This is a genomic window from Hoeflea algicola (assembly GCF_026619415.1).
GTDB lineage: Bacteria > Pseudomonadota > Alphaproteobacteria > Rhizobiales > Rhizobiaceae > Hoeflea > Hoeflea algicola.
This window is the reverse complement of record NZ_JAOVZR010000001.1, coordinates 3322347-3347670: the sequence shown is the minus strand read 5'-3', so window position 1 is coordinate 3347670 and position 25324 is coordinate 3322347. Positions and strand designations below refer to the sequence as shown.

Annotated in this window: 25 protein-coding genes and 1 pseudogene; 18 read left to right on the top strand and 8 right to left on the bottom strand. The window is 61.9% G+C overall.

What is annotated here, in order from left to right; all coding sequences use genetic code 11:
* Positions 1-45 precede the first annotated feature (45 nt).
* The 11 genes and pseudogenes from OEG84_RS16380 (at position 46) to OEG84_RS16330 (ending at position 10233) form a co-directional block, all read left to right on the top strand.
* Entirely contained in the window at positions 46-813 is a 768-nt protein-coding gene (locus tag OEG84_RS16380; protein WP_267654742.1) for a GntR family transcriptional regulator, read from the top strand.
* A gap of 20 nt (positions 814-833) precedes the next feature.
* Complete coding sequence (locus tag OEG84_RS16375; RefSeq protein ID WP_425602922.1) at positions 834-1844, top strand: SIS domain-containing protein; 1011 nt, start codon at positions 834-836, stop codon at positions 1842-1844.
* The gene (nagA, locus tag OEG84_RS16370; RefSeq protein WP_267654740.1) at positions 1844-3010 is read left to right on the top strand and encodes an N-acetylglucosamine-6-phosphate deacetylase; all 1167 of its coding nucleotides are present in this window, start codon (positions 1844-1846) and stop codon (positions 3008-3010) included. The genes OEG84_RS16375 and nagA overlap by 1 nt, the downstream gene beginning before the upstream one ends.
* Positions 3010-4512, top strand: coding sequence for an FGGY-family carbohydrate kinase (locus tag OEG84_RS16365; RefSeq protein WP_267654739.1), 1503 nt, complete (start codon positions 3010-3012; stop codon positions 4510-4512). The genes nagA and OEG84_RS16365 overlap by 1 nt, the downstream gene beginning before the upstream one ends.
* 102 nt (positions 4513-4614) lie before the next feature.
* Complete coding sequence (locus tag OEG84_RS16360) at positions 4615-5355, top strand: GntR family transcriptional regulator (RefSeq protein WP_267654738.1); 741 nt, start codon at positions 4615-4617, stop codon at positions 5353-5355.
* Positions 5352-6080, top strand: a complete 729-nt coding sequence (locus OEG84_RS16355) for an SIS domain-containing protein (RefSeq protein ID WP_267654737.1) — start codon at positions 5352-5354, stop codon at positions 6078-6080. The genes OEG84_RS16360 and OEG84_RS16355 overlap by 4 nt, the downstream gene beginning before the upstream one ends.
* Before the next feature lie 41 nt (positions 6081-6121).
* Positions 6122-6583: pseudogene (locus OEG84_RS16350) on the top strand (ABC transporter substrate-binding protein); the annotation flags it as partial.
* A 79-nt stretch (positions 6584-6662) separates the two neighbouring features.
* Positions 6663-7403 carry an ABC transporter substrate-binding protein gene (locus tag OEG84_RS16345; RefSeq protein ID WP_267654736.1) on the top strand — a complete coding sequence of 247 codons (741 nt, stop codon included), beginning with the start codon at positions 6663-6665 and terminating at the stop codon, positions 7401-7403.
* A 17-nt stretch (positions 7404-7420) separates the two neighbouring features.
* The gene (locus OEG84_RS16340) at positions 7421-8296 is read left to right on the top strand and encodes a carbohydrate ABC transporter permease (RefSeq protein WP_267654735.1); all 876 of its coding nucleotides are present in this window, start codon (positions 7421-7423) and stop codon (positions 8294-8296) included.
* Positions 8293-9120, top strand: coding sequence for a carbohydrate ABC transporter permease (locus OEG84_RS16335; protein WP_267654734.1), 828 nt, complete (start codon positions 8293-8295; stop codon positions 9118-9120). The genes OEG84_RS16340 and OEG84_RS16335 overlap by 4 nt, the downstream gene beginning before the upstream one ends.
* 27 nt (positions 9121-9147) lie before the next feature.
* Entirely contained in the window at positions 9148-10233 is a 1086-nt protein-coding gene (locus OEG84_RS16330) for an ABC transporter ATP-binding protein (protein WP_267654733.1), read from the top strand.
* A 76-nt stretch (positions 10234-10309) separates the two neighbouring features.
* Here OEG84_RS16330 and OEG84_RS16325 read toward each other — a convergent pair whose 3' ends face one another.
* Both OEG84_RS16325 and OEG84_RS16320 read right to left on the bottom strand, forming a co-directional pair.
* Positions 10310-11242, bottom strand: coding sequence for a nucleoside hydrolase (locus OEG84_RS16325; protein ID WP_267654732.1), 933 nt, complete (start codon positions 11240-11242; stop codon positions 10310-10312).
* A 19-nt stretch (positions 11243-11261) separates the two neighbouring features.
* Entirely contained in the window at positions 11262-12353 is a 1092-nt protein-coding gene (locus OEG84_RS16320) for an ABC transporter ATP-binding protein (RefSeq protein ID WP_267654731.1), read from the bottom strand.
* 237 nt (positions 12354-12590) lie between these two features.
* On the opposite strand from OEG84_RS16320, the gene OEG84_RS16315 reads away from it, so the two are divergent.
* The 6 genes from OEG84_RS16315 to OEG84_RS16290 all read left to right on the top strand — a co-directional run bounded on the left by OEG84_RS16315 (position 12591) and on the right by OEG84_RS16290 (position 18392).
* Positions 12591-13871, top strand: a complete 1281-nt coding sequence (locus OEG84_RS16315) for a sugar ABC transporter substrate-binding protein (protein ID WP_267654730.1) — start codon at positions 12591-12593, stop codon at positions 13869-13871.
* Positions 13872-13950: 79 nt separating this feature from the next.
* Entirely contained in the window at positions 13951-14811 is an 861-nt protein-coding gene (locus tag OEG84_RS16310) for a carbohydrate ABC transporter permease (RefSeq protein WP_267654729.1), read from the top strand.
* Entirely contained in the window at positions 14808-15641 is an 834-nt protein-coding gene (locus OEG84_RS16305) for a carbohydrate ABC transporter permease (protein WP_267654728.1), read from the top strand. The genes OEG84_RS16310 and OEG84_RS16305 overlap by 4 nt, the downstream gene beginning before the upstream one ends.
* Positions 15642-15853: 212 nt before the next feature.
* Entirely contained in the window at positions 15854-17299 is a 1446-nt protein-coding gene (locus tag OEG84_RS16300; RefSeq protein WP_267654727.1) for an aldehyde dehydrogenase family protein, read from the top strand.
* Positions 17300-17458: 159 nt separating this feature from the next.
* On the top strand, positions 17459-18061 hold the full coding sequence (locus OEG84_RS16295; protein WP_267654726.1) for a TetR/AcrR family transcriptional regulator: 603 nt from the start codon (positions 17459-17461) through the stop codon (positions 18059-18061).
* Position 18062: 1 nt separating this feature from the next.
* Positions 18063-18392 carry a DMT family transporter gene (locus tag OEG84_RS16290; protein WP_267654725.1) on the top strand — a complete coding sequence of 110 codons (330 nt, stop codon included), beginning with the start codon at positions 18063-18065 and terminating at the stop codon, positions 18390-18392.
* Positions 18393-18414: 22 nt separating this feature from the next.
* Here the strand turns inward: OEG84_RS16290 and OEG84_RS16285 are convergent, their stop codons facing one another.
* A complete protein-coding gene (locus OEG84_RS16285; protein WP_267654724.1) occupies positions 18415-19305 on the bottom strand; it encodes a glycosyltransferase family 2 protein in 891 nt (296 codons plus the stop codon).
* 313 nt (positions 19306-19618) lie between these two features.
* Between OEG84_RS16285 and OEG84_RS16280 the strand changes: the two genes are divergently transcribed.
* A complete protein-coding gene (locus tag OEG84_RS16280; RefSeq protein WP_267654723.1) occupies positions 19619-20542 on the top strand; it encodes a methyltransferase domain-containing protein in 924 nt (307 codons plus the stop codon).
* Between the two features lie 34 nt (positions 20543-20576).
* Here the strand turns inward: OEG84_RS16280 and OEG84_RS16275 are convergent, their stop codons facing one another.
* The 5 genes from OEG84_RS16275 to OEG84_RS16255 all read right to left on the bottom strand — a co-directional run bounded on the left by OEG84_RS16275 (position 20577) and on the right by OEG84_RS16255 (position 25254).
* Complete coding sequence (locus OEG84_RS16275; protein WP_267654722.1) at positions 20577-21827, bottom strand: lytic murein transglycosylase; 1251 nt, start codon at positions 21825-21827, stop codon at positions 20577-20579.
* Positions 21828-21886: 59 nt separating this feature from the next.
* Entirely contained in the window at positions 21887-22276 is a 390-nt protein-coding gene (locus OEG84_RS16270; protein ID WP_267654721.1) for a RidA family protein, read from the bottom strand.
* A gap of 11 nt (positions 22277-22287) precedes the next feature.
* A complete protein-coding gene (recR, locus tag OEG84_RS16265) occupies positions 22288-22893 on the bottom strand; it encodes a recombination mediator RecR (protein ID WP_267654720.1) in 606 nt (201 codons plus the stop codon).
* 110 nt (positions 22894-23003) lie between these two features.
* Positions 23004-23327: a YbaB/EbfC family nucleoid-associated protein gene (locus OEG84_RS16260; RefSeq protein ID WP_267654719.1), complete on the bottom strand. Its 324-nt coding sequence runs from the start codon at positions 23325-23327 to the stop codon at positions 23004-23006.
* A gap of 67 nt (positions 23328-23394) precedes the next feature.
* Positions 23395-25254, bottom strand: coding sequence for a DNA polymerase III subunit gamma/tau (locus tag OEG84_RS16255; RefSeq protein ID WP_267654718.1), 1860 nt, complete (start codon positions 25252-25254; stop codon positions 23395-23397).
* Between the last annotated feature and the right edge of the window lie 70 nt (positions 25255-25324).

Below are 25324 nucleotides of genomic sequence, written 5' to 3'. Positions count from 1 at the left end.
GCCGGTGGATTGCAACTGGACTCTATTTGGTTCTAAATAGGTGCTATGAGTCTCAATGCACTGATCGAACAACTCCGCAGCGGCCCGTTCACCGACGCCAAACAAGGCGGCCCGATCTACATCCGGCTGGCGCGGGCGCTTGAAGGCCTGATCGAATCACGATGGCTGGCACCGGGCCAGCCGCTGCCGCCCGAGCGGGAACTGGCGCAGGGATTGTCGATCGCCCGCATTACTGCTCGTAACGCCTATAAAATGCTGCTTGAGGCGGGACATCTTGACGTCCGCCAGGGAAGCGGCACCTTCGTGGCTGAACGCCCGGTCCGCATCGAACAGCCGTTGTGGGACCTTTCATCGTTTTCGCAGGACATGCGGTTGCGCGGCATGGAACCCGGCACCCGGGTTCTGGGTTCGGATGTCCGACTGCCCTCACCGGAGGAGGTTCTCCTGTTCGGGGTCGCACGGAAGGAAATGATGCTGCGGCTCGACCGGCTGAGACTTGCCGACGGCATGCCGGTGGCGGTCGAACGCGCGGTGATGCCGCAGCGCCTGGTTGGTAGCGAGCAGATCGGCGCCGGCTCACTTTATGACGCGCTTGCCCGTCACGGACACCGCCCGGTTCGCGCCTTGCAGAAACTCACTGCTACTGTTTTCGAACCGGTCGAGGCCGAGCTGCTCGGCGTTGAGCCCGGCGCGCCATGCCTGCTGATCGAGCGAGTGTCACGCAGCATCGACCAGCAGGTGGTGGAACATACGCGATCCCATTATCGCGGCGATATCTATGATTTCGTCGCCGAACTGACGACAGGAGAATAAGCTTGGTTCAACCATCCCTGATGCTGGCAGAGGCGAATGAATCGCCGGCCGCGGTCGCCCGTCTGTTTTCGAGCGAGGCCGAGGTGATCAATGAGGTTGGCGCATGGCTGCGCGACCAGCCGCCGGCTTTGGTGACCATGGCCGCGCGCGGTTCTTCCGATCATGCCGCCACCTTCTTCAAATACCTGATGGAACTGTCGACGGGGATTCCGGTGGCCTCGATCGGACCGTCGGTGGCGTCGGTCTACCGGCGGCCGTTGCGCCTGCCCTCAGCGGTGCATTTCACGGTTTCCCAATCCGGCGCCAGCCCCGACATCGTCGCCCTGCAGGCGGCGGCAAAGGCCGGCGGCGCACGCACTGTGGCAATCGTCAACGTTGCCGACAGCCCGGTGGCACGCGAAGCCGATATCACCATCGTGCTTGGCGCAGGGCTGGAAAAAAGCGTGGCGGCGACCAAGAGTTTCATCACCTCGGCAGCGGCACTGGCGGCAATTGTCGGCGCCGCTACCAGGGACGAAGGGTTCAGTCGAGCGCTGGACGCGCTGCCCGAGGCCTTGGCCAAAACAGCACAGATCGACATGGGCGAACCGCAACAGATCCTCGCCGCCGCCCGCTCGCTCTATACCTGCGGCCGCGGTACTGCGCTCGGCATCGCCATGGAAACCGCGCTCAAGTGCAAGGAAACCGCCGGGCTGCACGCCGAGGCATTCTCGATGGCGGAAATCATGCATGGCCCGCTCAGGCTGGTCGAACACGGTTTCCCGGTGATTGGTTTTGTTCAAGATGACAGCGCACTTGACAACAGCCGCGAAGCGATGGGCAAGCTGGCTGATCTCGGCGCCAGGACCATCACGTTTTCCTCAAAACCGGCCTCTGGCGTGTCGGTGATGGTGCCATCGACCGGCAACGGGCTGCTGGACCCGCTTGTGGCCTTGCTGCCTGCTTACCGGCTGGTCGAGGCGGTAACGATCGAGAAGGGGCTGGATCCGGATCAGCCGGCAAACCTGCTCAAAGTAACGGAGACCATTTAATGACAAGGCAGGCCCTTATCGGCGCGCGGATCTTCGACGGTACCCGCTTTTTCGATGACCATGCGCTGCTGATTTCGAATGCCAAGGTCGAAGCCATCGTGCCGCAGGCCCAGGTGGCAACTGATTGTCAGCGGACCGAGCTTGCGGGCGGCATTCTCGCGCCTGGTTTCATCGATGCCCAGGTCAATGGCGGTGGTGGCCGGATGCTCAACGACGATCCGTCGGCAGCATCGATGTACATGATTGCCGATGGCCATCGCCCGTTCGGCACCGCCAGCGTGCTGCCGACGCTGATCACCGATGAAAGCGAGGCAAGCGTGCGCGCCATTGCGGCAGCCGTGACGGCGGTTGCGGCAGACCGCGGCGTGGCTGGGCTGCATCTCGAGGGGCCGCATCTGGCGCCCGCCCGCAAGGGGACGCATCTGGCAAAATTCATGCGGCCGATGGAAGAGCGCGACGTCGAGCGGCTGAGTGCTGCGGCAGCGGAAATCGGTACGCTGGTTCTGACCGTCGCCGCAGAGCAGGTCACCGAACTACAAGTGCGCCGCCTCAGTGAGGCCGGCGCGACCGTCTGCCTTGGCCACACCGATTGTGACGCGGTCAGCGCCCAACGGCTGTTCGATGCCGGCGCACGCGGTGTCACCCACCTGTTCAACGCCATGAGCGGGCTTGGCCACCGGAAACTCGGTTTGGTTGGCGCAGCCCTTGATCATCCCGATGTCTGGGGCGGCATCATCGCCGACGGTCATCATGTTGATCCGCTGGCGCTGAGGATCGCGTTGAGGGCCAAACGCGGGCCCGGTCGGCTTTATTTCGTTACCGACGCGATGTCGCTTGTCGGCCAGAACGCCGATCACTTCACCCTCAACGGTCGCACCATCTGGCGCAAGCAGGGCGGCTACTGCTCACGCCTGGCGCTTGACGACGGCACACTCGCCGGCTCCGATCTGGATATGGCCTCGGCGGTTCGATTCGGGGTCACCTATCTCGACCTATCTCTGGGCGAAGCGTTACGAATGGCGTCAGCCTATCCCGCTGACTTTCTCCGCTTGCGCGACCGTGGACGGCTGGCGCCGGGATTGCGCGCCGATCTAGCCCATCTCGGCGAGGATCTGCATGTGCGGCAGACCTGGCGGGGCGGCACACCGGCAACGGGGAGCGCATGATGGGCAAGGCTGGTTTCCTGCTTGGCATTGATGCCGGGACATCGCGCTGCAAGGCCGCCGTGTTCGATGACGAGGGAAACCAGATCGCCACCGCGTCACGGCATACGCCGCTCCAACGGCCCCACCCGGGCTGGAGCGAACTCGACCCGGACGACGCCTGGAACGCGGCGGTCACGGTCATCCGCGAAGCGGTGGAGAACGCCGGTATCGACCCCACCTCGATCCGCGCCGTCGGGATCTCGGCCGCTATGGTCGGCGCCTGGGTGCTTGATGCCAACGGCACGCCACTCAGGCCCGGCATTGTCTGGGAAGACAGCCGCAGCCAGCCGATACTCGATGCGATGCAGGAGCAAGATCCCGCGATAATGTCACGGATTTTTGCCTCCTCGGGCTCCGTGTTGCAGCAAGGCTGCACCCTGCCGTTGCTGGCCTGGCTGAAACGCCATGAGCCGGGCCTGATCGGCAAGGCGGCGCATGTTGTCAGTTACAAGGACTTTCTCCGCTTCCGGCTGACCGGGCTGATGGCGACCGACCGCAGCGAAGCCTCAGTGATCCCCGGCGACGCCAAGACCCGTTCACGCAGCGACGAGATGATTGCGCTTTTCGGGCTTGCCGATTGCGCCCACCTGCTGCCACCAATCCGCGATTCCGAAGAGATCATCGGCGGTCTGACGTCGCGGGCCGCCCGCCTGACCGGCTTGGCAGCAGGCACGCCGGTGGCTGTCGGGGCGGGCGACGTGGTCTCGACTGTGATCGGTGCCGGCGGTGTCGACACCGGAGTGGCAACCGCCGTACTCGGCACCACCTGTCTTGTCGGCGTGTGCCATGACCGGCCGGTGTTCGAACCCCGCGATCTGGGGCTGTTGTTCTCGATGCCCGGAGATCTGTGGTACCGGGCCATGGTCAATGTCGCCGGCACACTCAATCTCGACTGGGCAATCGGCGTGCTGGCGCCAGACCTTCAGGGTAGGGATGATTGCTACCAGCAGGTGACCGCGCTGGTGGACGCCGTGGCGATCGGTGCCAATGGCGTGAGCTACCTGCCCTATCTCAGCGAGAGCGGGATCATCGCCCCGGTGGTGGCACCGGACGCGCGCGCGCAATTTTCGGGCCTGTCGCCAGCGCACGGGCGAGCGCACATGCTGCGCGCGGTCTATGAAGGGGTGGCGTTTGCGCTCTACGACCTGGTATCGGCGCTCGGCTTTGACGACGGGTGCATCAAACTGACCGGCGGTGGCAGCCAGAGCCCTCTGTGGTGCCAGATGATCGCCGACATGCTGCAGAAGGACGTGATCGTTCCCGCCGGGACCGAATTCGGGGCGCGTGGTGCAGCGCTGATTGCCGCCACGGCGCTGGGTGATTTTGCCGACATTCGTGCAGCCTCGATGTCAGCCACCGGCGAGGATCGCCGCTACCTGCCTTCGGCCGCTGTCGCCGACGACTACCGGCACGCCTATGCGCTCTACGCAGCCCGGCGCGACGCGCTGATTTCGGGAAAATAGCCTTGGCCTGAGGGGCGGCACGACAAAACTGTTGCAATTCTCAAATTGGTATATACCATTATAAAAGTGGACTATACCACATGTGATTATTGCTGAGGCCTCATGAGCGAACCGACTGCCCCGGTCTACCGACGGATTGCCTCCGCACTGGAAGCGGATATCGCCGCGGGCAAGCTTAACGTCGGCGACAAGCTCCCCTCCGAGCGGGTGATGGCGGAAGAACTCGGCATCAGCCGGATGACCGCCCGCCAGGCGCTCCAGCATCTGACAGCGCGCGGCATTCTGGTAACGCGTACCGGCCATGGCACCTTTGTCGGCCGACCGGTGATCCAGCAGAAGCTGTCGACACTGAGCGGGTTTACCGAGGAAATCGAGCAGCAGGGACGTCACGCCTCGAGTGTCGTGATGGAATTCGGCGCTCACAAGGCCGACGACCTGTGCTCGGTGGCGTTGAATCTGCCGCTTGGCGGCGACGTCTACCGGCTGGTTCGGGTGCGTCTGGTCGATGGCGAGCCAGTGGCCATGGAGACCACGGAAATTCGCGCGGACGTGGCGCCGGGCCTGCTTGATGTCGCCGACTTTGCCAATGAATCGCTCTACGCCATTTTGCGCGAGCATTACCATGTCTTGCCTGCATCGGCCGAGCAGACCCTGCAGGCAGCACTTTCCAGCCCGGCCATCAGCCGCACGCTTCAACTTGGCGAGCACGCACCTGTTCTCGAACTGACCCGCCGCACCTGTGACGCCAACGGCAACCCGTTCGAATATGTGCGCTCAGTCTACCGCGGCGATTCCTTCGTCATGAAAGCAAACCTCACACTTGGAGCCAACGCGACCCAATGACTTCCATGACCGATGGCTATTTTGACAACGTGATCGAACGCCTGACGGCGTTGAAAACCGACATCTCTGCGCAGATGGAAGCCGCGGCAGATGCCGTGACTGCCGCCGCCCGCTCCGACCACCGGGTTTACATCTTTGGCACCGGCCATTCGCACGTGATGGCCGAGGAAATGCATTACCGCGCCGGTGGCCTCGCCATCACCGTGCCGATCCTGGCTGCGCCGATCATGCTGCACGAGGGCGCAATCGCAGGTACCGCCTATGAGCGGACCGAAGGCATCGTTGCGCCGATCATGGATCGTTACAATATTCGTTCTGGCGATGTTCTGTTCGTCATATCCAATTCCGGTGTCAACGCAGCGCCGCTGGAGGCAGCCCGCATCGGTCGCGAAATCGGCTGCACCGTCATCTGCATCACCTCGGTCGCCTATTCGACCGCCAGCGCCGCCGGACGCGAACGCCTTGCCGATCTCGCCGACATTGTGCTCGACAACGGTTCGCCTCCGGGAGACGCAGTGATGGCGGTGCCGAGATCGGAACTCAAGGTCGGGCCGGTGTCCACCGCCATCGGGGTGACAATCATGAACGCGATCTTTGTCGACGTCGCCGCCCGGCTTGCCGCCGACGGTGACGCGCCAATCTACCTCAGCGCCAACATGCCCGGCGCCAGGGAGATCAACCGGAAGCTGGTCGAACGGTTTCGGCCACGCAATCCGCATCTTTGAGGGAACAGGGCAGTTTTGCCTGCAAACGGGAGTTTAACGACATGAGAATATCACTGACGACATTGCTGACAAGCGCAGCCCTGCTGCTGCCGGTTTCCGCCTGGGCGGCTCCGGTCGAAATCACTCTCTGGCACATGGAGCAGCCGCCGCACCGGGTGGAGCGCATCCAGAAACTGATGGATGCCTTCAACGAAGCCAACCCTGACATCGTCGTCAGTCAGGAGCCGCAGAACTGGGGCGAGATCTATGCCAAGGCACCGGCCGCCCTGTCGGCAGGTGCCGGCCCGGACATGCTGTTTGCGATTCCGGATTTCACGCCGATCCTCAAGAACATCGGCGCGCTTACCTCGGTCGAGGACTTTGTCACCGAACTCGACAAGAAACATGAATTCCTCGACAGCGCGCTTGAATCCTACACCTATGACGGCGGCGTCTGGGCGGTTCCGCTTTACAACATGTCGATGAACCTCTGGTATCGCAAAAGCGTGTTCGCGGAAGCCGGCCTCGACGTGCCGACTACCTGGGCAGACTGGAAAGCGGCAGCGGAAAAGCTGGCATCGGATCTCGACCTATGGCATCGGTTTGCCGGCGAACAAGCAGCTTTATACCGACCAGACCGTCTATTCGATCCTGGCCAATGGCGGGGCGACGGAAATCTACGACGAGAACGGCAAATTGCGCTTCGACAACCCGCAAACCGTTGCCGGCTACGAGTTCTATGCCGTCCTGCAGAAGCTTTCACCGCCAGACAACACATCCTGGACCTGGGGTGAGGCGGAATCCTGCTTTGCCTCGAAGAGCTGCGGCATGATCCTGCAGTTCTCGGTGATCTCGTCCTATGACACCCAGGCCGAAGGCGATGCCGACGATCTCGGCGTGGCAGCGATCCCGCATGCCGAGGGCGAAAGCCAGCACAACACCATCGCCTATCCGAATGCGGTGATGCTGCTGTCGACGGATGAAGCCAAGCGCAAGGCGTCGGAGAAGTTCATCAGCTACCTGTTGGAGCCGGAAAACTATGGCCAGTTCCTCAACATGGAGCCGGGCCTGTTCATGCCGGTCACGGCAGATGGTGCCAAGGCTGAGAGCTTCTGGAATGACGCCACCGTGCAGAAGTACCGCGGGCAGATCGAAACCGTGATCGAGAATTCGAAAAACGGCAGGCTGTTCGGCTTCACCAGCGGCCGCGTGTTCCCGGCGATTGCAGCGATCTCGGCGCAAAACATTCTTGCCGAAACGCTTCAGGCCATCGTGGTCGGCGGAAAGACTGCCGCCGAAGCGGTGTCTGACGGCCAGGCACGCATGACCGAAGCCTCCGAGTAAACGAGGAACCGATCCGGATGCGACAATCACGGTTTTACGCCTTCGTCTTTGTCGCACCGGCATTGCTGATGCTGGTGGCCATCCTCGGATGGCCACTGCTCTCGGCGGTTCTGCTGAGCCTGCAGGATGTCCGCACCGTCGGCTCCGAGGGGAACTGGGTAGGGCTGGCCAACTACCGCAAAGTGCTTTCCAACGCGGCTTTCTGGAATGCTTCCTGGCTGAGTGTTGTCTGGGTCGTGGCCAATGCAGCTTTGCAGACCGTGCTGGCGCTGGCTGCGGCATTGGTCTTGAACCAACGTTTTCCGGGCGTGCGGATCGCCCGAACCTGGATCATCCTAACCTGGATCGTACCGACCGTTGTGGTGGTGATGATCTGGAGATGGCTGTTCAGCACATCGGGCGGAATGATCAATCCGTTGCTGATACAGATCGGCATCATCGACCGACCGATCGGTTTCTTTTCGTCGAAATGGTCGGCGATGGCGACTTTGGTGTTCATCAATTCATGGCGCTGGTTCCCCTTCATCGCGCTGATGATGCTGGCCGGGCTGACACGTATCCCCTCTGACCTCTACGAAGCTGCGCGGATCGACGGCGCCAGCACCTTCAAGCGCTTTACGCGCATCACCTGGCCGCTTCTGGCGCCCACGCTGGGCGTTCTGGTGATTGTCGGAACGCTGCTGTCATTCAACGTCTTCGACATCATCTGGCTGCTGACCAGCGGCGGGCCGGCCGGCGGCACCAAAACCCTGCCGATCCTGATCTACGAGACCGCATTCAAGGGTTACCGCCTGAGCGAAGCGGCGACAGTGGCGGTTCTGGCCTCGGTGCTGTTGATGGCGTTCGCCTTCTTCGCGACCCGCTCGCTGGCCCAGCAGGGAGATGAGCGATGAGACGCGGCATCGGCTGGAACATTGCGCTTGGCGCTGTTGTGCTGTTTTTCGTGGCGATCGTCACCCTGCCGTTCTGGTGGGTGGTGACGGGGTCGTTCAAGCTGCCGCAGGAGATCATCGCGCGGGTGCCGACGATGATCCCGGAATCGTTCACGCTGCAGCACTATGCCAAGCTGCTGTCGAATTCCGACTACCCCACCTACATGGTCAACAGCCTGGTGGTCGCCTCGCTTTCCACGCTGATCACGCTGGCGCTGTCGGTGCCCGCCGCCTACGCCTTTTTCCGGTTGCGGTTTCCCGGCCGCGAGACGCTCTACCGGGTTATCCTGCTGGCCTATGCGTTTCCCAGCATCGTCGTGCTGATCCCGCTGTTCGGGATGTTTGCCAAGCTCGGGCTGATCGACACACGCACGGCGCTGGTGGTGGTCAATGTCAGCTTCGCGCTGCCGTTTGCGATCTGGATGCTGCGCTCGTTCTTCGGCTCTGTGCCAATGGAAATCGAGGAAGCTGCGGTCATGGACGGTGCGCCGCCGCTCGTGATCCTGAGGCGGGTAATGATACCGCTGATCGCGCCGGGCATCGCCAGTGTCGGCATCTTCGCCTTCATCATGTCCTGGACCGAATATGTGTTCGCATCGGTGCTGATCCTGTCGGATACCAAACGCACCGTTCCGGTCGGCTTTTCCGGCATCATCGGACAATATCAAATCGACTGGGGCTTGCTGCTGGCAGGCGCCAGCCTCGCCACCCTCCCCGTCATCCTGCTCTTCGCGCTGATCGGTCGCTGGTTTGTCTCCGGCCTGACCGAAGGCGCGGTGAAGTAAAGCCATCAGACCGCGACCGGAGCCCCCATGGCCGACATCCAGCTTTCCGCCTTGCAGAAGAAATTCGGCCCGATCGAGGTCATTCGTTCGATTGATCTGAAGATCAAGAGCGGCGAATTCATTGTCTTTGTCGGCCCCTCGGGCTGTGGCAAGTCGACCCTGCTGCGAATGATTGCAGGGCTGGAGAACGTGACGGCCGGCACGGTTTCGATCGACGGTGCCGATGTCACCCGGGCGGAACCGAGCAAGCGCGGAATCGCGATGGTGTTTCAAACCTATGCGCTCTATCCGCACATGAGCGTCGAAGAGAACATGGCGTTCGGCCTGGAAATGGCCGGCATGCCGAAGCAACAGCGGCTTAAAACCGTGCGCAAGGCAGCCGAGACGCTGCAGTTGGTGCCCTATCTCGACCGCAAGCCTAAGGCGCTTTCGGGTGGCCAACGCCAGCGCGTGGCGATTGGCCGGGCGATTGTCCGCGACCCAAAGATATTCCTGTTCGATGAACCATTGTCCAATCTAGACGCCGCACTCAGGGTGCAGATGCGGCTCGAGATCGCCAAGCTGCATGACGAGTTGGGGGCGACGATGATCTATGTCACCCACGACCAGGTCGAGGCGATGACGCTGGCAACCCGTATCGTGGTGTTGCGCGACGGCCGCATCGAGCAATTCGGAACGCCGGACGAACTCTATTCCAATCCCGACAACATGTTTGTCGCGGGCTTCATCGGGTCGCCGAAGATCAATCTGGTGCCGGCCCACGTCACCGGCCGGACCGAGCAAGGTGCGGTACGCCTGGATGTGCCGGAGCTGGGCCTGTCGGGGCTTGACGTCATGCCCCGGGAACCGGGCACCAAGCTGCCTGAAGACATCGTTCTGGGTATTCGCCCAGAACATTTCAGCACCGAGCCGGGCGAGCATCAGGTGGCGCTCAAATGCAGCATCATCGAGCGGCTGGGCGGTGTGTCTTACGTCTATACCGATCCCGGTCGTGACTATGCAGTGACCATGGAACTGCGCGGCGCGACCAAGGTCAGGACCGGCGACACGGTGACGGCATCAATCAAGGCAGAGGATTGTTTTCTGTTCACCCCGGCAGGCGAGCGGCTGTAAGCGGCACAAACGCCAACCGGATGACAGAATCGAACCGGGCAGCAAACGCTGCCCGGTGTTTGCACACAGACTGGAGTCAGCTGTTGGCGAAATCGCGAAGCTTGGTAAAGAAATCCCTCAGGATTGCATCCCGGTCGACATAGCGCACATAGCGCATGGCGTGGCGCGAGGAATCAGTTTCCCAACCGATGGTGTCGGTGAGGATCGGCGTGGGGACGATGATGCTTGGCGTCCATTCGGGCTCCAGCAGCCAAGCCACCGCCGCCATGTCCCAGATTTCCTTGGACCAGCCGAAATGATCGGTCGAGTATTCCTTGAAGCGCTGCGCCAGAAACGCGCCGATGGCACCGTGCGGCTCGACTTCCTTTTCGATCTCCGGAACATTGCTGATGAGGTGCGAGGTCACTCCCATCGCCGGCACCAGCACCACCGGCACGCCGCAATCGAACAACACCTGGGCGCCGCCAATATCCTGCATGAGATTGAATTCGGCGTTCTTCTTGAACGACCGCGGCCAGTCGAGCGCATTGCCGCCAAGCCAGATCACCACCACGCGATCAATGATTTCGGGGGCTTTCAGCAATGCCGAGGCGACGTTACTGATCGCGCCGATAGCGATGATGTAGAGCGGATCTTCCGGCGATCCGGCGCGTGCACGTTCGATCATGTGATCGACGGCTGCGGCTTCGCGCGGCTTTTTCTCGAAACCAACATATTCGGTAACGCCGCGATGAACCAGGCCATCGGCAGGCACATTGATGCGGTCGAGCAGACGGTGGATTTCCTCGTAGCTCATCTCCATGCCCTGGCCGGGCGAATCGGCCCGGGCATTGAGGAACGGCGCAGCATAGATTGCCTCGACATCGAACCGGTCGCGCGACAGCATCATCTGGACAAGTGCGAACTGGTCATCAATCTCGTTGTAGGTATCGGTATCGAGAACCACACGCACCTTGCCTTTGGGCGGCGTCAGCAGCGCCAGGCGCTGTTCGTTGCCTAGTGTCGTCATCAGTCTTCTCCTCAATGCATCAAGAATGGGCGGCGCCATTGACCCGCTGAGCGCTGTCGCGGTCAAACAGGTGCAAGCTCAGCGGATTGAACGAAACTTGGACCGTCTCGCCGAGCTTGTAGGTGGCGATGCGGTTGACCACCGCGCGAATGATCTTGCCAGCGACCTCGACAACCAGTTCGGTTTGCGCGCCGGTGATTTCGGCCTGGACAACCTTGGCCGGAGTGCCCGGCCCGTCGCTGGAGACAGACAGATGTTCCGGGCGAATGCCAACGCTGAGCGCCATTCCTGGCCGTGCCTCAGTGGCCGGAACCGAGGCCTCGGGCCAGCCGCCGCTGATTTCGATGGTGGCGTTCTCGCCATCGTGTGCGGTACAGGTCCCGTCGATAATGTTCATTTCCGGCGTTCCGATGAAGCCGGCGACAAACAGGTTCTGCGGCTGCCGGTACAACGACACCGGGTCACCGACCTGCTCAATGCGACCATCGCGCAACACGGCGACGCGGTCTGCCAGCGTCATTGCCTCGATCTGGTCGTGGGTAACGTAAACGGAGGTCCGGCGCATGACCTGGTGGAACTGCTTGATCTCGGTGCGCATCTGCACTCGTAATTTCGCGTCGAGATTGGACAGGGGTTCATCAAACAGGAACACCGAAGGTTCGCGCACCATGGCGCGGCCCATGGCGACGCGCTGCCGCTGGCCGCCGGAAAGCTGGCCGGGGCGGCGGTCGAGCAGGGATTCGATATCGAGCATGCGCGCGGCTTCGGCCACCCGTCGGGCAATCTCGTCCTTGCCCATGCCGGAAAGCTTGAGATTGAGATTGATGTTGTCGCGCACGCTCATGTGCGGATAGAGTGCATAATTCTGGAACACCATGGCGATATTGCGCGCCTTGGGATCCATGCCGTTGACGACCTGGCCATTAATCAGGATTTCGCCTCCGGATATCTCCTCCAGCCCGGCAATCATTCTGAGAATTGTCGATTTGCCGCAGCCCGACGGGCCGACCAGCACGACAAATTCACCATCGCGGATGTCGAGATCAACACCGTGAACCACCGGCTGCGTGCCGTAGCTTTTCCGTAGAGCACGAAGTTGTACGCCACCCATGACCGTTTGCCTCCCTAAATCCTCAGTTGGCCCGCCCGGTTGCCGCGCACAGCGCAAATACAACCGTTGACGGACCGAGTTGCCCTATCCTGCTGCACCAATTTTACATTAGTCAAGGCTATTGGCAAATGTATAATTTGCGTTGACAAAGGCTCCCCTTGCTGTCTAGCCTCAGGCTCCCTGACGTGCAGACCCTTTGGAGGACGCGTTCAGCGGTGCAAACGGGAGGACCCAATAATGCAATTCAACAGAATTCGACGTGGAGTTTGCGCATTTGCCGTGGCGGCACTTGCAAGTGGCGGCTTTGTCTCCGCAGCCATGGCGCAATCAGTCACTGTAAATTTTCTTTCCGCGCAGAACGACGACGTGTTCCAGCCGGTGATTGACGCTTTCGAAGCAGCCAATCCAGATATCGACGTGGTCCACCAGACCGTTCCGTTCGATGAGCTCAACACCGCGATCGAAACCCGGGTAGCGCGCGGCGACGGCACGATCGACGTTTATGCAGCCGATACGCCGCGGATCCCCGCCTTCGCATCGCGCGGCTATCTTCTCAACCTCGATGACGCCAAGGACAAGATCACCGGCGCGGTGCCAAGCGCGGTCGAGCTGGAGTTGGTCAGCCATGGCGGATCGGTCTGGGCCTACCCGATGTGGACCTCGACCCAGCTGATGTATTTCAACCGCGACCTGCTCAAGGCTGCGAAGCTGGAAATGCCCGAAGGCGGCACCTCCGCGCGCATGACCTGGGAACAGGTAACCGCCAACGCCAAGGCGGCACAGGATGCCGGCGCCGAATGGGGCGTAATGTTCCAGCAGGTGGACCGCTACTACCAGCTGCAAGCCCTGTTCGAATCCTCGGGCGCAGGCAACGGCCTGACTGGCGACGATCTGCTTGAGCCGGCCATGAACGGCGACAAGTGGGTGGAAACCGCTCAATGGTATGCCGACATCTTTGAAAACGGCCTTGCGCCGCGCGGTGTCTCGCCAAGCCAGACGGACGACCTGTTCGCCCGTGGCAAGGTCGCCTATTACATCGCCGGTCCCTGGGCAATCGCTGCTTTCAACGCCGCCGAAGGCCTTGATTACGGCGTCGCGCCGCACCCCTATTTCGAGGGCGGCAAACAGGTCACCCCGACCGGCGCCTGGGCTTTGGGCATCAACCCCCACGCCGACAATCTCGAAGCGGCGCGCAAATTCGCCGAATTCGTAACGCTGACGGCAGAAGGGTCGTTCCTGACCACCAAGAATTTCCCGCTAATTCCGGTCAATGCCGGCGGTTTTGAGAAATACGGCGTGGCCATCGGCGAGATGACCCCGAAGATCGGCCCGGCGCTGGACATCATGGCGCATGAAGGTATGGAAACAGCCGTCGCCCGTCCGCGCACGGTCGGTTTTGTCGCCTTCGAAACCGAGATGAACCGCATGTTTTCCGATGTTCGCAACGGAGCAGATGTAAAGCAGGCGCTGGACGACACCCAGTCACGCCTTACAGGCCTGCTGCCGCGGCAGCGCTGATCGCTCATGTCCCGGCCCGCGCCCGAGAAATCAGGCGCGGGCCGATTTGTATCAAGTTGGCGATCTCGAGGAGACGCGTGTGACCCGTTCCAGAAAAATGATGATTCTGTTCATGTTTCTCGGTCCGACGCTGGCCGCCGTGATCCTGCTGCGCCTCTGGCCGGCATCGATGGCAGTGCTTGAATCGCTGTATGCGCCGCGCGCACAGACGATGAGCCTCGAGAATTACGCCTATATTTTCGGCGACCCGCTGTTTCAGAAGAGCATCCTTGTTACGCTGATCTATTCGATCATCGTCAATCCGCTGCAGATCGCCATCGCGCTCGCACTGGCGCTGCTGCTCAATGTCTCGATCCCGCTGATCGGCCTGTGGCGCACGCTGATCCTGCTGCCGGTGGCCATTCCGCAAAGCGTGTCGGCCGTGGTCTGGGGGATCGGCTTGCGTCCTGATGGCCCGGTCAACGGCCTGCTTGTGGCGCTCGGGCTCGGCGAACAGCGCTTTCTGACCTCGCCCGATCAGGCACTTGGCTCGATCATCCTGATCGTCAGCTGGATCGGCATCGGCTACTGGATGACCTTTCTGCTGGCCGGGTTGCAGGACATCCCCAAATCGCTTTACGAGGCGATCCGCATCGACGGCGCCAATCGCTGGCAACAGTTTCGTTACATCACGCTTCCGCAATTGCGGCGCACGCTGACCTTCGTGCTGGTCGCCAACACAGTGTCCAATTTCCTGGTGTTCGCGCCGGTGCAGATCCTGACCCAGGGCGGGCCGCAGGGCAGCACCAACCTGATCATGAACGACATCTATACCCGAGGATTTGTGTGGGGCGATTCGAGCAGCGCATCGGCGGCAACGGTGGTTCTCGTCAGCCTGGTGCTGCTGGTCGTGGTGATGCAATTCCGCCTGATGCGTGCTCCGGAGGACAATGCGGCATGACCATTCAACCCGGACGTCTATTCCGCATCGCTTGCATCGTGCTGGTCTCGATCCTGTTCTTCCTGCCGGTATGGTGGGTCACCGTCAGCGCGCTGCGGCCGCAGGAGGAGATATTCAAATATCTCTCGCCGCTGAGCCTGTGGACGCTGTGGCCGCGCGACGCCAGCCTGATCTACATGATCGAACTCTGGCAGGGGCCGTTCGCCACCGCGATCCTCAACTCGATTTACATCACCGTGGTAACGCTGGTGGTCGGGCTGATCATTTCGGCGATGGCCGGGTTTGCCCTGGCGGTGATGAATTTCCGCTTTCGCGAGACCATCTTCTTCGTCATCGTCGTCAGCTTTCTGATCCCGTTCGATGCGATCGCCCTGCCGCTGTTCGGCATCCTCAGCAAGGCCAACCTGCAAAACACCTATACCGGCCTGATCCTGCCCGGTATCGGCAACGGGCTGGCTGTGTTCCTGTTCCGACAGTTCTTCATGGGTATTCCCAAGGAAATTCGCGAGGCGGCGCAGATCGACGGTATGGGCTGGTTCGGTATTTTCTGGCGGATCTACCTGCCGCTGTCGCGCCCGGCGATCATCAGCGCCGGCCTGATCCTGTTCGTGTTCCAGTGGCAGGCCTATCTCTGGCCGCTGATCATCGCGCCGGCGCCCGAATACAAGGTGGCGGCTATCGCCATCGCCCAGTTCGCCGACCTTTACGGTGTGAATTACAGCCTGATCTTCTCCGCAGCGTTCTTTATCTCGCTGATCCCGATGCTGGTGCTGGTCGTGTTCCAGCGCTACTTCACCGCCTCTGTCGCCTCGACATCCGGCAAGGGTTGAGACATTGCCCCGGGCTTGATCCCGGGGTGGGCCGTAGCCGTGCTTGATCCCGGTTACCCGTCTTGCCGCCCGCATCAGCAGTTTGGTTCCGCGCACGCGAGAATCGTGGCGGGGTAGAAATCGTGGTTGCCAGCAGGGCCCTTGGAGCCCTAGAGATCGGACAGACACATTGGCTGGGCCCCGGGGCCGGTCCGAATGGATGGAGACCGATTATGATCGACAAACGCGAATTCTACATCAATGGCGCATGGGTCAGCCCGCTGGCCGGACGCGACTTCGAAGTCATCGACCCGTCAACCGAAGAAGCCTGCGCGACAATCTCGCTGGGCGGAACCGAAGACAGCAACGCCGCAGTGGCGGCGGCCAAGGCCGCCTTCGAGAGCTGGTCGCAGACCGACCCCGAGACTCGGCTCGGCTATGTCAAGAAAATCCGCGATATCTATGTCGAACGCGCCGAAGACATGGCCCAGGCAATCAGCCTGGAAATGGGCGCGCCGATCGACATGGCCCGTTCAAGCCAGGTCACCGCCGGAACCTGGCACATCGATAATTTCATCACCGCGTTCAAGGATTTCAAATTCCTGCGTCCGCTTGGCGACCATGCGCCCAATGATCGTATCGCCATGGAGGCGATTGGCGTTGTCGGACTGATCACGCCGTGGAACTGGCCGATGAACCAGGTGACGCTGAAGGCCATTCCGGCGCTGCTGGCGGGCTGCACCATGGTGCTCAAGCCCTCCGAAATCGCACCGCTGTCGTCGATCGTGTTTGCCGAAATCATTGATGCGGCAGGCGTGCCGGCCGGCGTGTTCAACATGGTCAATGGCGACGGGCTGGGTGTGGGCACCGACCTGTCGACCCATGCCGATGTCGAGATGATCAGCTTTACCGGCTCGGCGCGCGCTGGCGCTGCAATTTCCAAGGCCGCCGCCGACACCTTCAAACGGGTCTGTCTGGAACTGGGCGGCAAGGGCGCCAATGTGATCTTCGCCGATGCCGACGACAAGGCCGTGACGCGCGGCGTGCGCCATTGCTTCAACAATACCGGCCAGAGCTGCAATGCGCCGACCCGCATGCTGGTGGAGCGTTCGGTCTATGACCAGGCGATCGAAAAGGCGATCGAAGTTGCGGCCAAGACCAAGGTCGCGACCGCACATCAGCCCGGCAACCATATCGGTCCGGTAGTTTCTGCGGCGCAGTATGAAAAGATCCAGGGCTATATCCAGAAGGGCATCGATGAAGGCGCGCGGCTGGTGGCCGGCGGCGTCGGCCGGCCCGAAGGCCTCAATCGCGGCTATTTCGTCCGGCCGACAATCTTTGCCGATGTGTCCAACGACATGACCATCGCGCGCGAGGAGATTTTCGGTCCGGTGCTGTCGATCATTCCGTTCGACAGCGAGGAACAGGCTGTAGAGATTGCCAATGACACGCCCTATGGCTTGACCAATTACGTGCAGAGCCAGGATGGCACCAAGCGCAACCGCATGGCGCGCAGGCTGCGCTCCGGCATGGTGGAGATGAATGGCCAGTCACGCGGCGCCGGCGCGCCGTTTGGCGGCGTCAAGGCATCGGGCCGGGCGCGCGAAGGCGGCGTCTGGGGGCTTGATGAATTCCTCGAAGCCAAGGCGATTTCCGGCTGGGATAGCGCCGCCGAATAGGCTTTAACCAGTGCAGGTAAAGCAACGGCCCATCCTCGCGCAGGACGGGCCGTTTTTACGTTAGGTCGAAGGCGCGGCCCGGCATTTGGCTCCTTGGAAGGAGTTTTCCAGAGCCGTTTAGACGCTTGTATAAAAACCGTCCAGACGGTATGTTTTTGCATGACCTATCAGCCGCAACGAAAGAACAACCCGGACGCGACGCGTGCAAGTCTGCTCGAGTGTGCGGCACAGATCATTGTCGAAGACGGCATGGCGGCACTGACATTGGACAATGTTGCGCGCCGAGCCGGAGTCAGCAAGGGCGGGCTGCTGCATCATTACCCCGGCAAGGAGGCGCTGGTCTCGGGCCTGTTTGAGCAGGTGGTCGCGTGGTTTGACGGCCGGATCGATGTGCTCATCAATCCAGATGAGACCGTGCAGGCCCGGTTTTCCCGGGCCTATCTCGGGGTGATCGCCGGCATCGACATGACCGTTCCCGAGGAAAAGCGGCTCGCCGTGCTGATGCTTATGCTCAGTTCCGATCCGCATTTCTGCGCCCGCTGGAACCAGTGGGTCGAAGCCCGCCTGCACCAGCACCGGCTGACCGACCGGACCGCTGTCGCCCGGACGCTGCGACTGGCGGCCGACGGGCTGTGGCTGTCCGACCTTGGCGGCGGGCCTGATTCGAGGCCGTCTGTTCGCCGTGAAATATTGCAGTTTCTCGAAGCCCTCGATACCGCCCAGGCTGGCGCCGGGAACTTCGCCAACAAAGGAATTTCCTGACATGCCGTGGCTGTTTCTGGGTATTGCCATCACCGGCGAGGTTATCGCCACCACCGCGCTGAAAGCCTCGGAGGGGTTCAGCAAATGGGGCTATGCCACAGTCTCGATTGTCGGATATGCGATCTCGCTCTATTTTCTGGCGATCATTCTCAAAACCATCCCCGTCGGCGTCGCCTATGCGATCTGGTCAGGGGCCGGTGTGGCGCTGGTGACCTTTATCGGCGTGGTGCTACTTGGCCAGAAACTCGATCTGTACGGCTATCTCGGCATCGGCCTGATCGTCTTAGGCGTTCTGGTTCTCAATCTGCTCTCCAAATCGAGCGTCCATTAGCAGGCAGGCCGAAAGAACGGGGTCAGCCGCTTACGCCACCACCCGCAGACTTGTCCCAGCCCGGTCCCGGAAACCGGCTGGTTCGCGGCTTGTTGAGCCATGACCGCGCGAGTGCCGCCAGGGCGCGCGCTGACTTACCAGACCTCGAAAAAACCGCCGCGCGTTCATAGTCGAGATAGGCGCGCGCCGCCCGGACTTCCGCAACCCCGATCAAGCCGCTGGCGCGCAGGACGGCAAATTTTTCTGCAATCCTCTCTGCTGCGATCAGAACCTCGTCGTTGCGGACCGAATTTTCCGTGTTGATCGCCACGCCCCTGATTGGCTGGCTGGCAAGGGTAAGCCCGCCAACCGCCAGCCGCGCAAACAACTCGTAATCCTCAAGCCGGCGCAAGGCCTCGTCAAATGCTCCGTCGGGTGGACGAAACAGCGTGGCTGGCGCCAGGATCGCCGAGCCCGGCGCGAACCAACAAGCGCTGAAGAAATCGCCTCTGGTGGCCGCAGGGCGAGGATAGCGCTCCCGGCCCTTGCCACCGGTCTCGAGCCAACCGCAAGCATGAATGACCCGCGCTTCGGGGTCGCCAAACCCTGCGGAAACCGCATGTCGCAACCGTGGCGCCAGCGTTCCCGGCAGCATCCAGTCATCCGAATCCAGAAAGGTAACCAGATCGTGGCTCGCAAGCGATAGACCGGTATTGCGGGCGGCGCCGGCCCCGCCATTCGTCTTGCGGCGAACACATCTTACGCGCGGCTCTCCGGCAAGCAGCTTGGCAAGCTCGTCCGGCCCAGTGGAAGCATCATCAACCGCAATGATCTCGCATTCGACATCCTGTTCGATGACGCTCCTGACGGCCGCGAGGGTCGAGGTCGGGCGGTTATAGCTTGGAATTATGACAGATAGGGAGGGAAGCCTCATACAATCGCCTATGCAACTAGCTGCGGTGGTTTGAACTGTCAGGCAATTCGTGGTCGGGGTCTTCGGGATGAACCGGACTTTGGCCGGAATTCAGGCGTGGCCACGCCTTGGCGCCGAGTTTAGCCGCCCCCCGCCTGGCGCCGCAAGCAACCTTTTGTGGATAAAGCGCGCCACCCGGCCAGCGAGGCTGTCATCGTTCTGCAGAGACGCCGCGCGGGCGGCAAAGACAGGACCAGACCTTTCCTCCCCGGGCAGAGTCGCGTATTGAACCGTCTAAATGAGCGCTGGCGGCGTTCGCCACCGGACAAAAATCATGCACTACAGCCTCCTGTCGTTTTTCCTGCCGTTTACCCGGTATCCCTATGAGGGCCACCCGGTTGCCTGTCCCGGCTGCGGCCACGACAAAAGTCACCAGGTTGCCGGGATCGACCGGCGGCTCAAGCGACTGTCGACAGCTGCCTGCGACCATTGCGGCCTGCTCTACACCAACCCGATGCCGACCGACGCCGAACTGGCGACCTATTACGCCGATTTCTACCGCTTCGACTATCAGGCTGCCGATACCGCGCCCAAGGAAAAGCACCTGAAAAAGCGCCATGTGGAGGCCGCCAATCGGGTTCGACAACTTGAAGGGTTGATGCCGGAGAAGGCCCGCACGCTTGATTTCGGCTGTGGCTCGGGAGAGTTCGTCACGGCGATGCTGGCACTAGGCCATGATGCACACGGGTTCGAACCCGGTGACACCTATGGCAGCCATGCTCAATCGCTGCATGGCGATCGGATCTCGATCAAGGGCTGGCAGGATGTGAGCTACCAGGATCGCTTCGATCTGGTAACCTGCTTTCACGTTGTCGAGCATCTGAGCAATCCGGTAGCCGCGCTCGAGCAGATGGCGCAATGGTCTGCTCCCAACGGTCTGGTCTACATCGAAGTGCCGGATCTCGGCAAAGCCCATCCCAACAAGGGATTCGGGGCGCTGCATTTTGCCCATTTGCTGGGCTTCAACCATCACAATCTGATTGTCGCGGCCGCCCGCGCCGGGCTTGTTCCCGAGCGCATCGTGGCGCCGACCGGAATCATCTTCCGGCACGCTACCGCTGACGCCGAGCTGGCCGAAAGCGAAGCTGCGAAAGGTCTGGCGCTGACCCGCAGGCTCTATGGTGACGGCAAGATGGTTTCCAACTATTTCCGCTATCAGTTCGGCAAGCTGACTGGCGCCAACAAGCGTCCAGGCTGAACCGCCAACCCTCGGCCCTCCGCCCTCAGAGCCCTTAGCGAAGCGACTTCAGCAGCGCCGGTGTGGGGAAACACCCCGGCGCCTGACCGTTGCGGGCCTGCCATTCGCCAATCGAGCGGCGGGTCTTGTAGCCGGGCAGGCCATCGGCGCCGCCGACGTCGTAGCCGCTTTTCTCCAGTGCCTGCTGCAGCCGGGCAATATCGGAGCGCAGCATGCCACCAGACTTGCCCCAGGGCGTGACGAAAGCGCCGACGCCATGGGCGATGCGGTCGGCGAGATTGCCAATGAACAGGGCATAGAGATCGGAATTGTTGTATTCCTTGATCACGTAGAAATTCGGCGTGACGATAAATTCCGGTCCGAAAACACCCGCCGGTACCAACACCATGCCCGGCGCCTTGCGCTCATGCTCGGGGAACGGCCGTCCGGAAATGCGGATGATGCCCATATCAGTGAAATCCCGGATCGGCTTGGCGCGGTCTGGGCCTTCCAGCGCGCAAGTCACGCCTTGCGGAATGACCGCTTCAAAACCCCAGTCACGACCCCGGACCCAGCCCGACTGGGCTAGGTAATTGGCGATCGAGGCAAGCGAATCGGGCACCGAGTTCCAGATATCGGCCTTGCCGTCGCCATCGAAATCGACCGCATGTTTGAGATAACTTGAGGGCAGGAATTGCGGCTGCCCCATGGCGCCGGCCCAGGATCCCTTCAGCGTCGAGGCCGGAACCCCACTCCGCTCAAGGATCACAAGCGCCGCCAGGATCTCGGTTCTGAACAGATCCGGGCGGGTCGACATGAAGGCCTTGGTGGCGAGCACCCGAACCGCCGAATGAGGTATCTTGGCGCGGCCAAAACCTGATTCACGGCCCCAGATCGCAACGATGATCGAGGCAGGGACGCCGTAGCGCTGCTCGATCCCGGCCAGGGTTCTGGCATGTTTTTTCATCAACGAGCGGCCGGAGGCGGCAAGACCCTGCAGCCGCTTTTCGCTGAAATAGGCGCCGGGGCTGCGGAACTCGGCCTGGCTCTGGGCGCGCTGTTTGGGTTTGGGAAATCCCGGCGGCGCCAGATCGGGCAGGTCCCAATCAAGCTGGAGGCCGCTGAAGGCGCGCTCGAAGACAGGCTTGGAAACGCCGGCGCGGCGCGCATCGGGCCACAGATCGGCTTCCAACCATCGCGAAAACTGCGCTTCGACGTCCGCCTTGCTTGCCGCCAGCGACGGCGCCATCGCCGCAAATAATGCGGCCAGAAGCAGAATGAGAGATGTAACCAGGGTGCGAATCATGGCCGATCCTAGCCTGCCGGGTGGGTTAGGAAAATGGCGCGGCAGCAGGCATCGTTGCTTCAGATTGCCGAGAACGCCTCGATTTCGATTTCCGTGAGGAAATCAGGATGGGCCAGGCCGGCCACCATCACGTAGGTGGCGGCGGGCGCATGGCCCTGCAACATCTGATCGCGGATCTCCCGGTAGGCAACAACATCGCCCGGAGCCACATCATAGACCCGGATGGCAACGATGTCGGTGATCCCCATGCCGCCGGCCTCAAGACCTGCCAGCGCGTTCATCCAGGCCTGCTCGGCCTGGGCGCGGTAGCCCTCGCGCAGCTGTCCGTCAGGGGTGACGCCGATCTGTCCGGAAATGATCAGGCGACGACCGGGGCCGGTTATTTCTACCAGCTGAACATAATTCGAAGCCGGTTTCGGCATGGTCTCGGGGTTGAGAAAACGGGACATCACGGGATCCTCTAGAACGCGGTGCGGGCGCGAATGGCGGCGGCAAGCGTGCCTTCGTCAAGATAGTCGAGTTCCCCGCCAACCGGCACGCCATGGGCCAGGCGGGTGACTTTCAGATCGAAGCCGGACAGTTGCTCGGTGATGTAATGCGCGGTGGTCTGACCTTCGACAGTGGCGTTGACGGCTATCAGAATTTCACGCACCCCGCCCTTGGCAACGCGATCGACCAGGCCGGCAATGGACAAGTCATCCGGGCCGACGCCATCAAGCGGCGACAGGGTGCCGCCAAGTACATGGTAGCCGGCATTCATCGCCGCGGCACGCTCCAGCGCCCAGAGATCGGCAACGTCCTCGACAACGATGATGACGCTTTGGTCGCGCGTAGGATCTGTGCAGACCGCGCAAGGGTCAGAAGTGTCGGCATTGCCGCAGGTCGAGCAGATGCGAACCTTGTCATGGGCCTCGCTGATGGCCAGCGCCAGCGGTCCCATCAACTGGTCCTTCTTCTTGATCAGATGCAGCGCCGCACGGCGCGCCGAGCGCGGCCCCAGCCCAGGCACCCGGGCAAGTAGCTGGATCAGCCGTTCGATCTCCGGCCCGGTTACCCGCTTTTGCATTTCATTCTCCGGCTTTCAACAATCCCGCTACAGCCAGCCCGATGACAAGCCCCCGGGCAAAGACGCGTGAAAGCATCGCCCTCAAGGCTTACCATACGCGCTGTCTCGGCTCAGAACGGCAGTTTCATGCCGGGCGGGATCGGCAGCCCGGCGGTCAGTTCCTTGGTGCGCTCGGCCATCATGGTCTCGACCTTGCCCTTGGCGTCATTGTGCGCGGCGACGATCAGATCCTCGAGGATCTCGACATCGTCTTCCTTGAACATCGACGGATCAATGGAGACGCCCAGCATCTGTCCCTTGCCCGAAAGCCGGACAGTGACCATGCCGCCGCCGGAAACGCCCTCGCATTCCATCGCCGCAACTTCTTCCTGCATGCGCTCCATCTTGCCCTGGATGTCCTTGATCTTGCCCATCATGCCCATGATGTCCTTCATCGGCGTCTCCTTTTGGTTTGCTGCGCCGCCAAACCGGGTCCGGTCGACTGGCATCGGTGCCGTTGATCTAGTCGGTGTCGTCGTCGTCAGGTTCAATTTCCGCCGGCAGGATATCGCCATCCTCGGACGGTGAAAGCGTTGCCTCATCGAGCACGTCATCGGTAACCGTGATACGCACATCGGTAATCTTGGCGCCGGGAAAGCGCGACAGGATGGCGGCAATATCCGGGTCCTGGCGGGCGTCGCTGACAAGCGCTTCGCGCTTGGCGACCTCGCGCTCGGAAATCGTCGGGGCGCCCTCTTCCCGGCTGAGCGACACGACCCATTTTGCCCCGGTCCAGTCGGCCAGTTTCTTGGTCAATTCGCCCGGCAAAGTGGGACTGGCGTCGGGCGCGAGGCTGATTTCCAGCCGACCCGGTTCGATCCGGACCAGACGCACGCCGGTGCGGATCTGGACCTTCATGGCAATGTCGCGATGCTGCTCGGCTAGCGCGACCATGTCCTCAAGCGAACTGATGGCGACCTGCTGCACCGGTTCGGCCACGACCGCTGCCTGCACCGACGGCTCAGCCGAGTGGGCAAGCCGCATCGATGGCTGCCCACCGCCGCCGCCGCCGCCCAGGGGCATGTGGCGCTCGCCGACCGCACGTGCAGCACCGCCACCACCCGAACCATTGCCTGCAGATGAGCCGGCCGATTGCACCGGCCCGCCGGCGCTCGCGCCGCCGCCATTCTGAAATGCCTTCAGCGCCTCCTCGGGCGATGGCAGGCTGGCCGCATGGGCGATGCGGATCAGTGCCATTTCGGCCGCCGCCGCCGGGCGGCTGGAGGTGTCGGTTTCGGAAATGCCCTTGAGCAGCATCTGCCAGACCCGCGACAGGATCGCGGTTGACAGGGTACTGGAAAATTCGGCGCCGCGGCTGCGCTCGGTCTCGGTCAGCGACGGATCGTCGGCAGCCTGGGAGACGAATTTGAGCCGGGTAACGAGATGGGTGAAATCAGCCAAATCGGTCAGGATCACCGACGGGCCCGCGCCCGAATCATACTGGTTGCGAAAGCTCGCAAGTGCGGCGGAAACATCGCCGCCCATCAGCGAACCGAACAACTCGACCACGCGCGACCGGTCGGCGAGACCCAGCATCGAACGCACCGCCTCGGCATCGACCGCGCCGCCGCCATGGGCAATCGCCTGATCGAGCAGGGACAGCCCGTCCCGCACCGAGCCTTCAGCGGCACGGGCAATCATGGCCAGCGACTCGTCGTCGATAGCAATGCCTTCCTGGCCGGCGACATTCTTGAAATGCGCAACCAGGAGGCCCGAATCGATGCGGCGCAGATCAAAACGCTGGCAGCGCGACAGCACGGTGATCGGAACTTTGCGGATTTCGGTGGTGGCGAAAATGAACTTCACATGCGCCGGCGGCTCTTCCAGCGTCTTGAGCAGGCCGTTGAAAGCCTGGTTGGAAAGCATGTGGACTTCGTCGATGATGTAGACCTTGTAGCGCGCCGATACCGGGCGGTAGCGCACCTGTTCGATGATCTCGCGGATATCATCGATGCCGGTGTGCGAGGCCGCGTCCATCTCGATGACATCGACATGGCGGCCTTCCATGATCGCCTGGCAATGTTCGCCCGGCACCGTCAGATCGATGGTCGGCTGGTCAATCTCGGCCGTCCGGTAGTTGAGCGCGCGGGCCAGAATGCGGGCGGTCGTTGTCTTGCCGACGCCGCGCACGCCGGTCAGCATCCAGGCTTGGGCGATACGACCGGTGGAAAAGGCGTTGGTCAGCGTACGAACCATCGGCTCCTGGCCGATCAGATCGGTAAAATCCGTGGGTCGGTATTTGCGTGCGAGAACCCGGTACGGCGCCTGCCCTTCGGAGCCGGCCACCGGTGACGTCTGCTTCGTGCCGGTTGGTTCGTCCATGATCCTCGTGCCGCCCTTGCGCTGGCCTGATTGCCATCCAGTTAGAGCGCCGCGCGTTCAATTAGAAGCG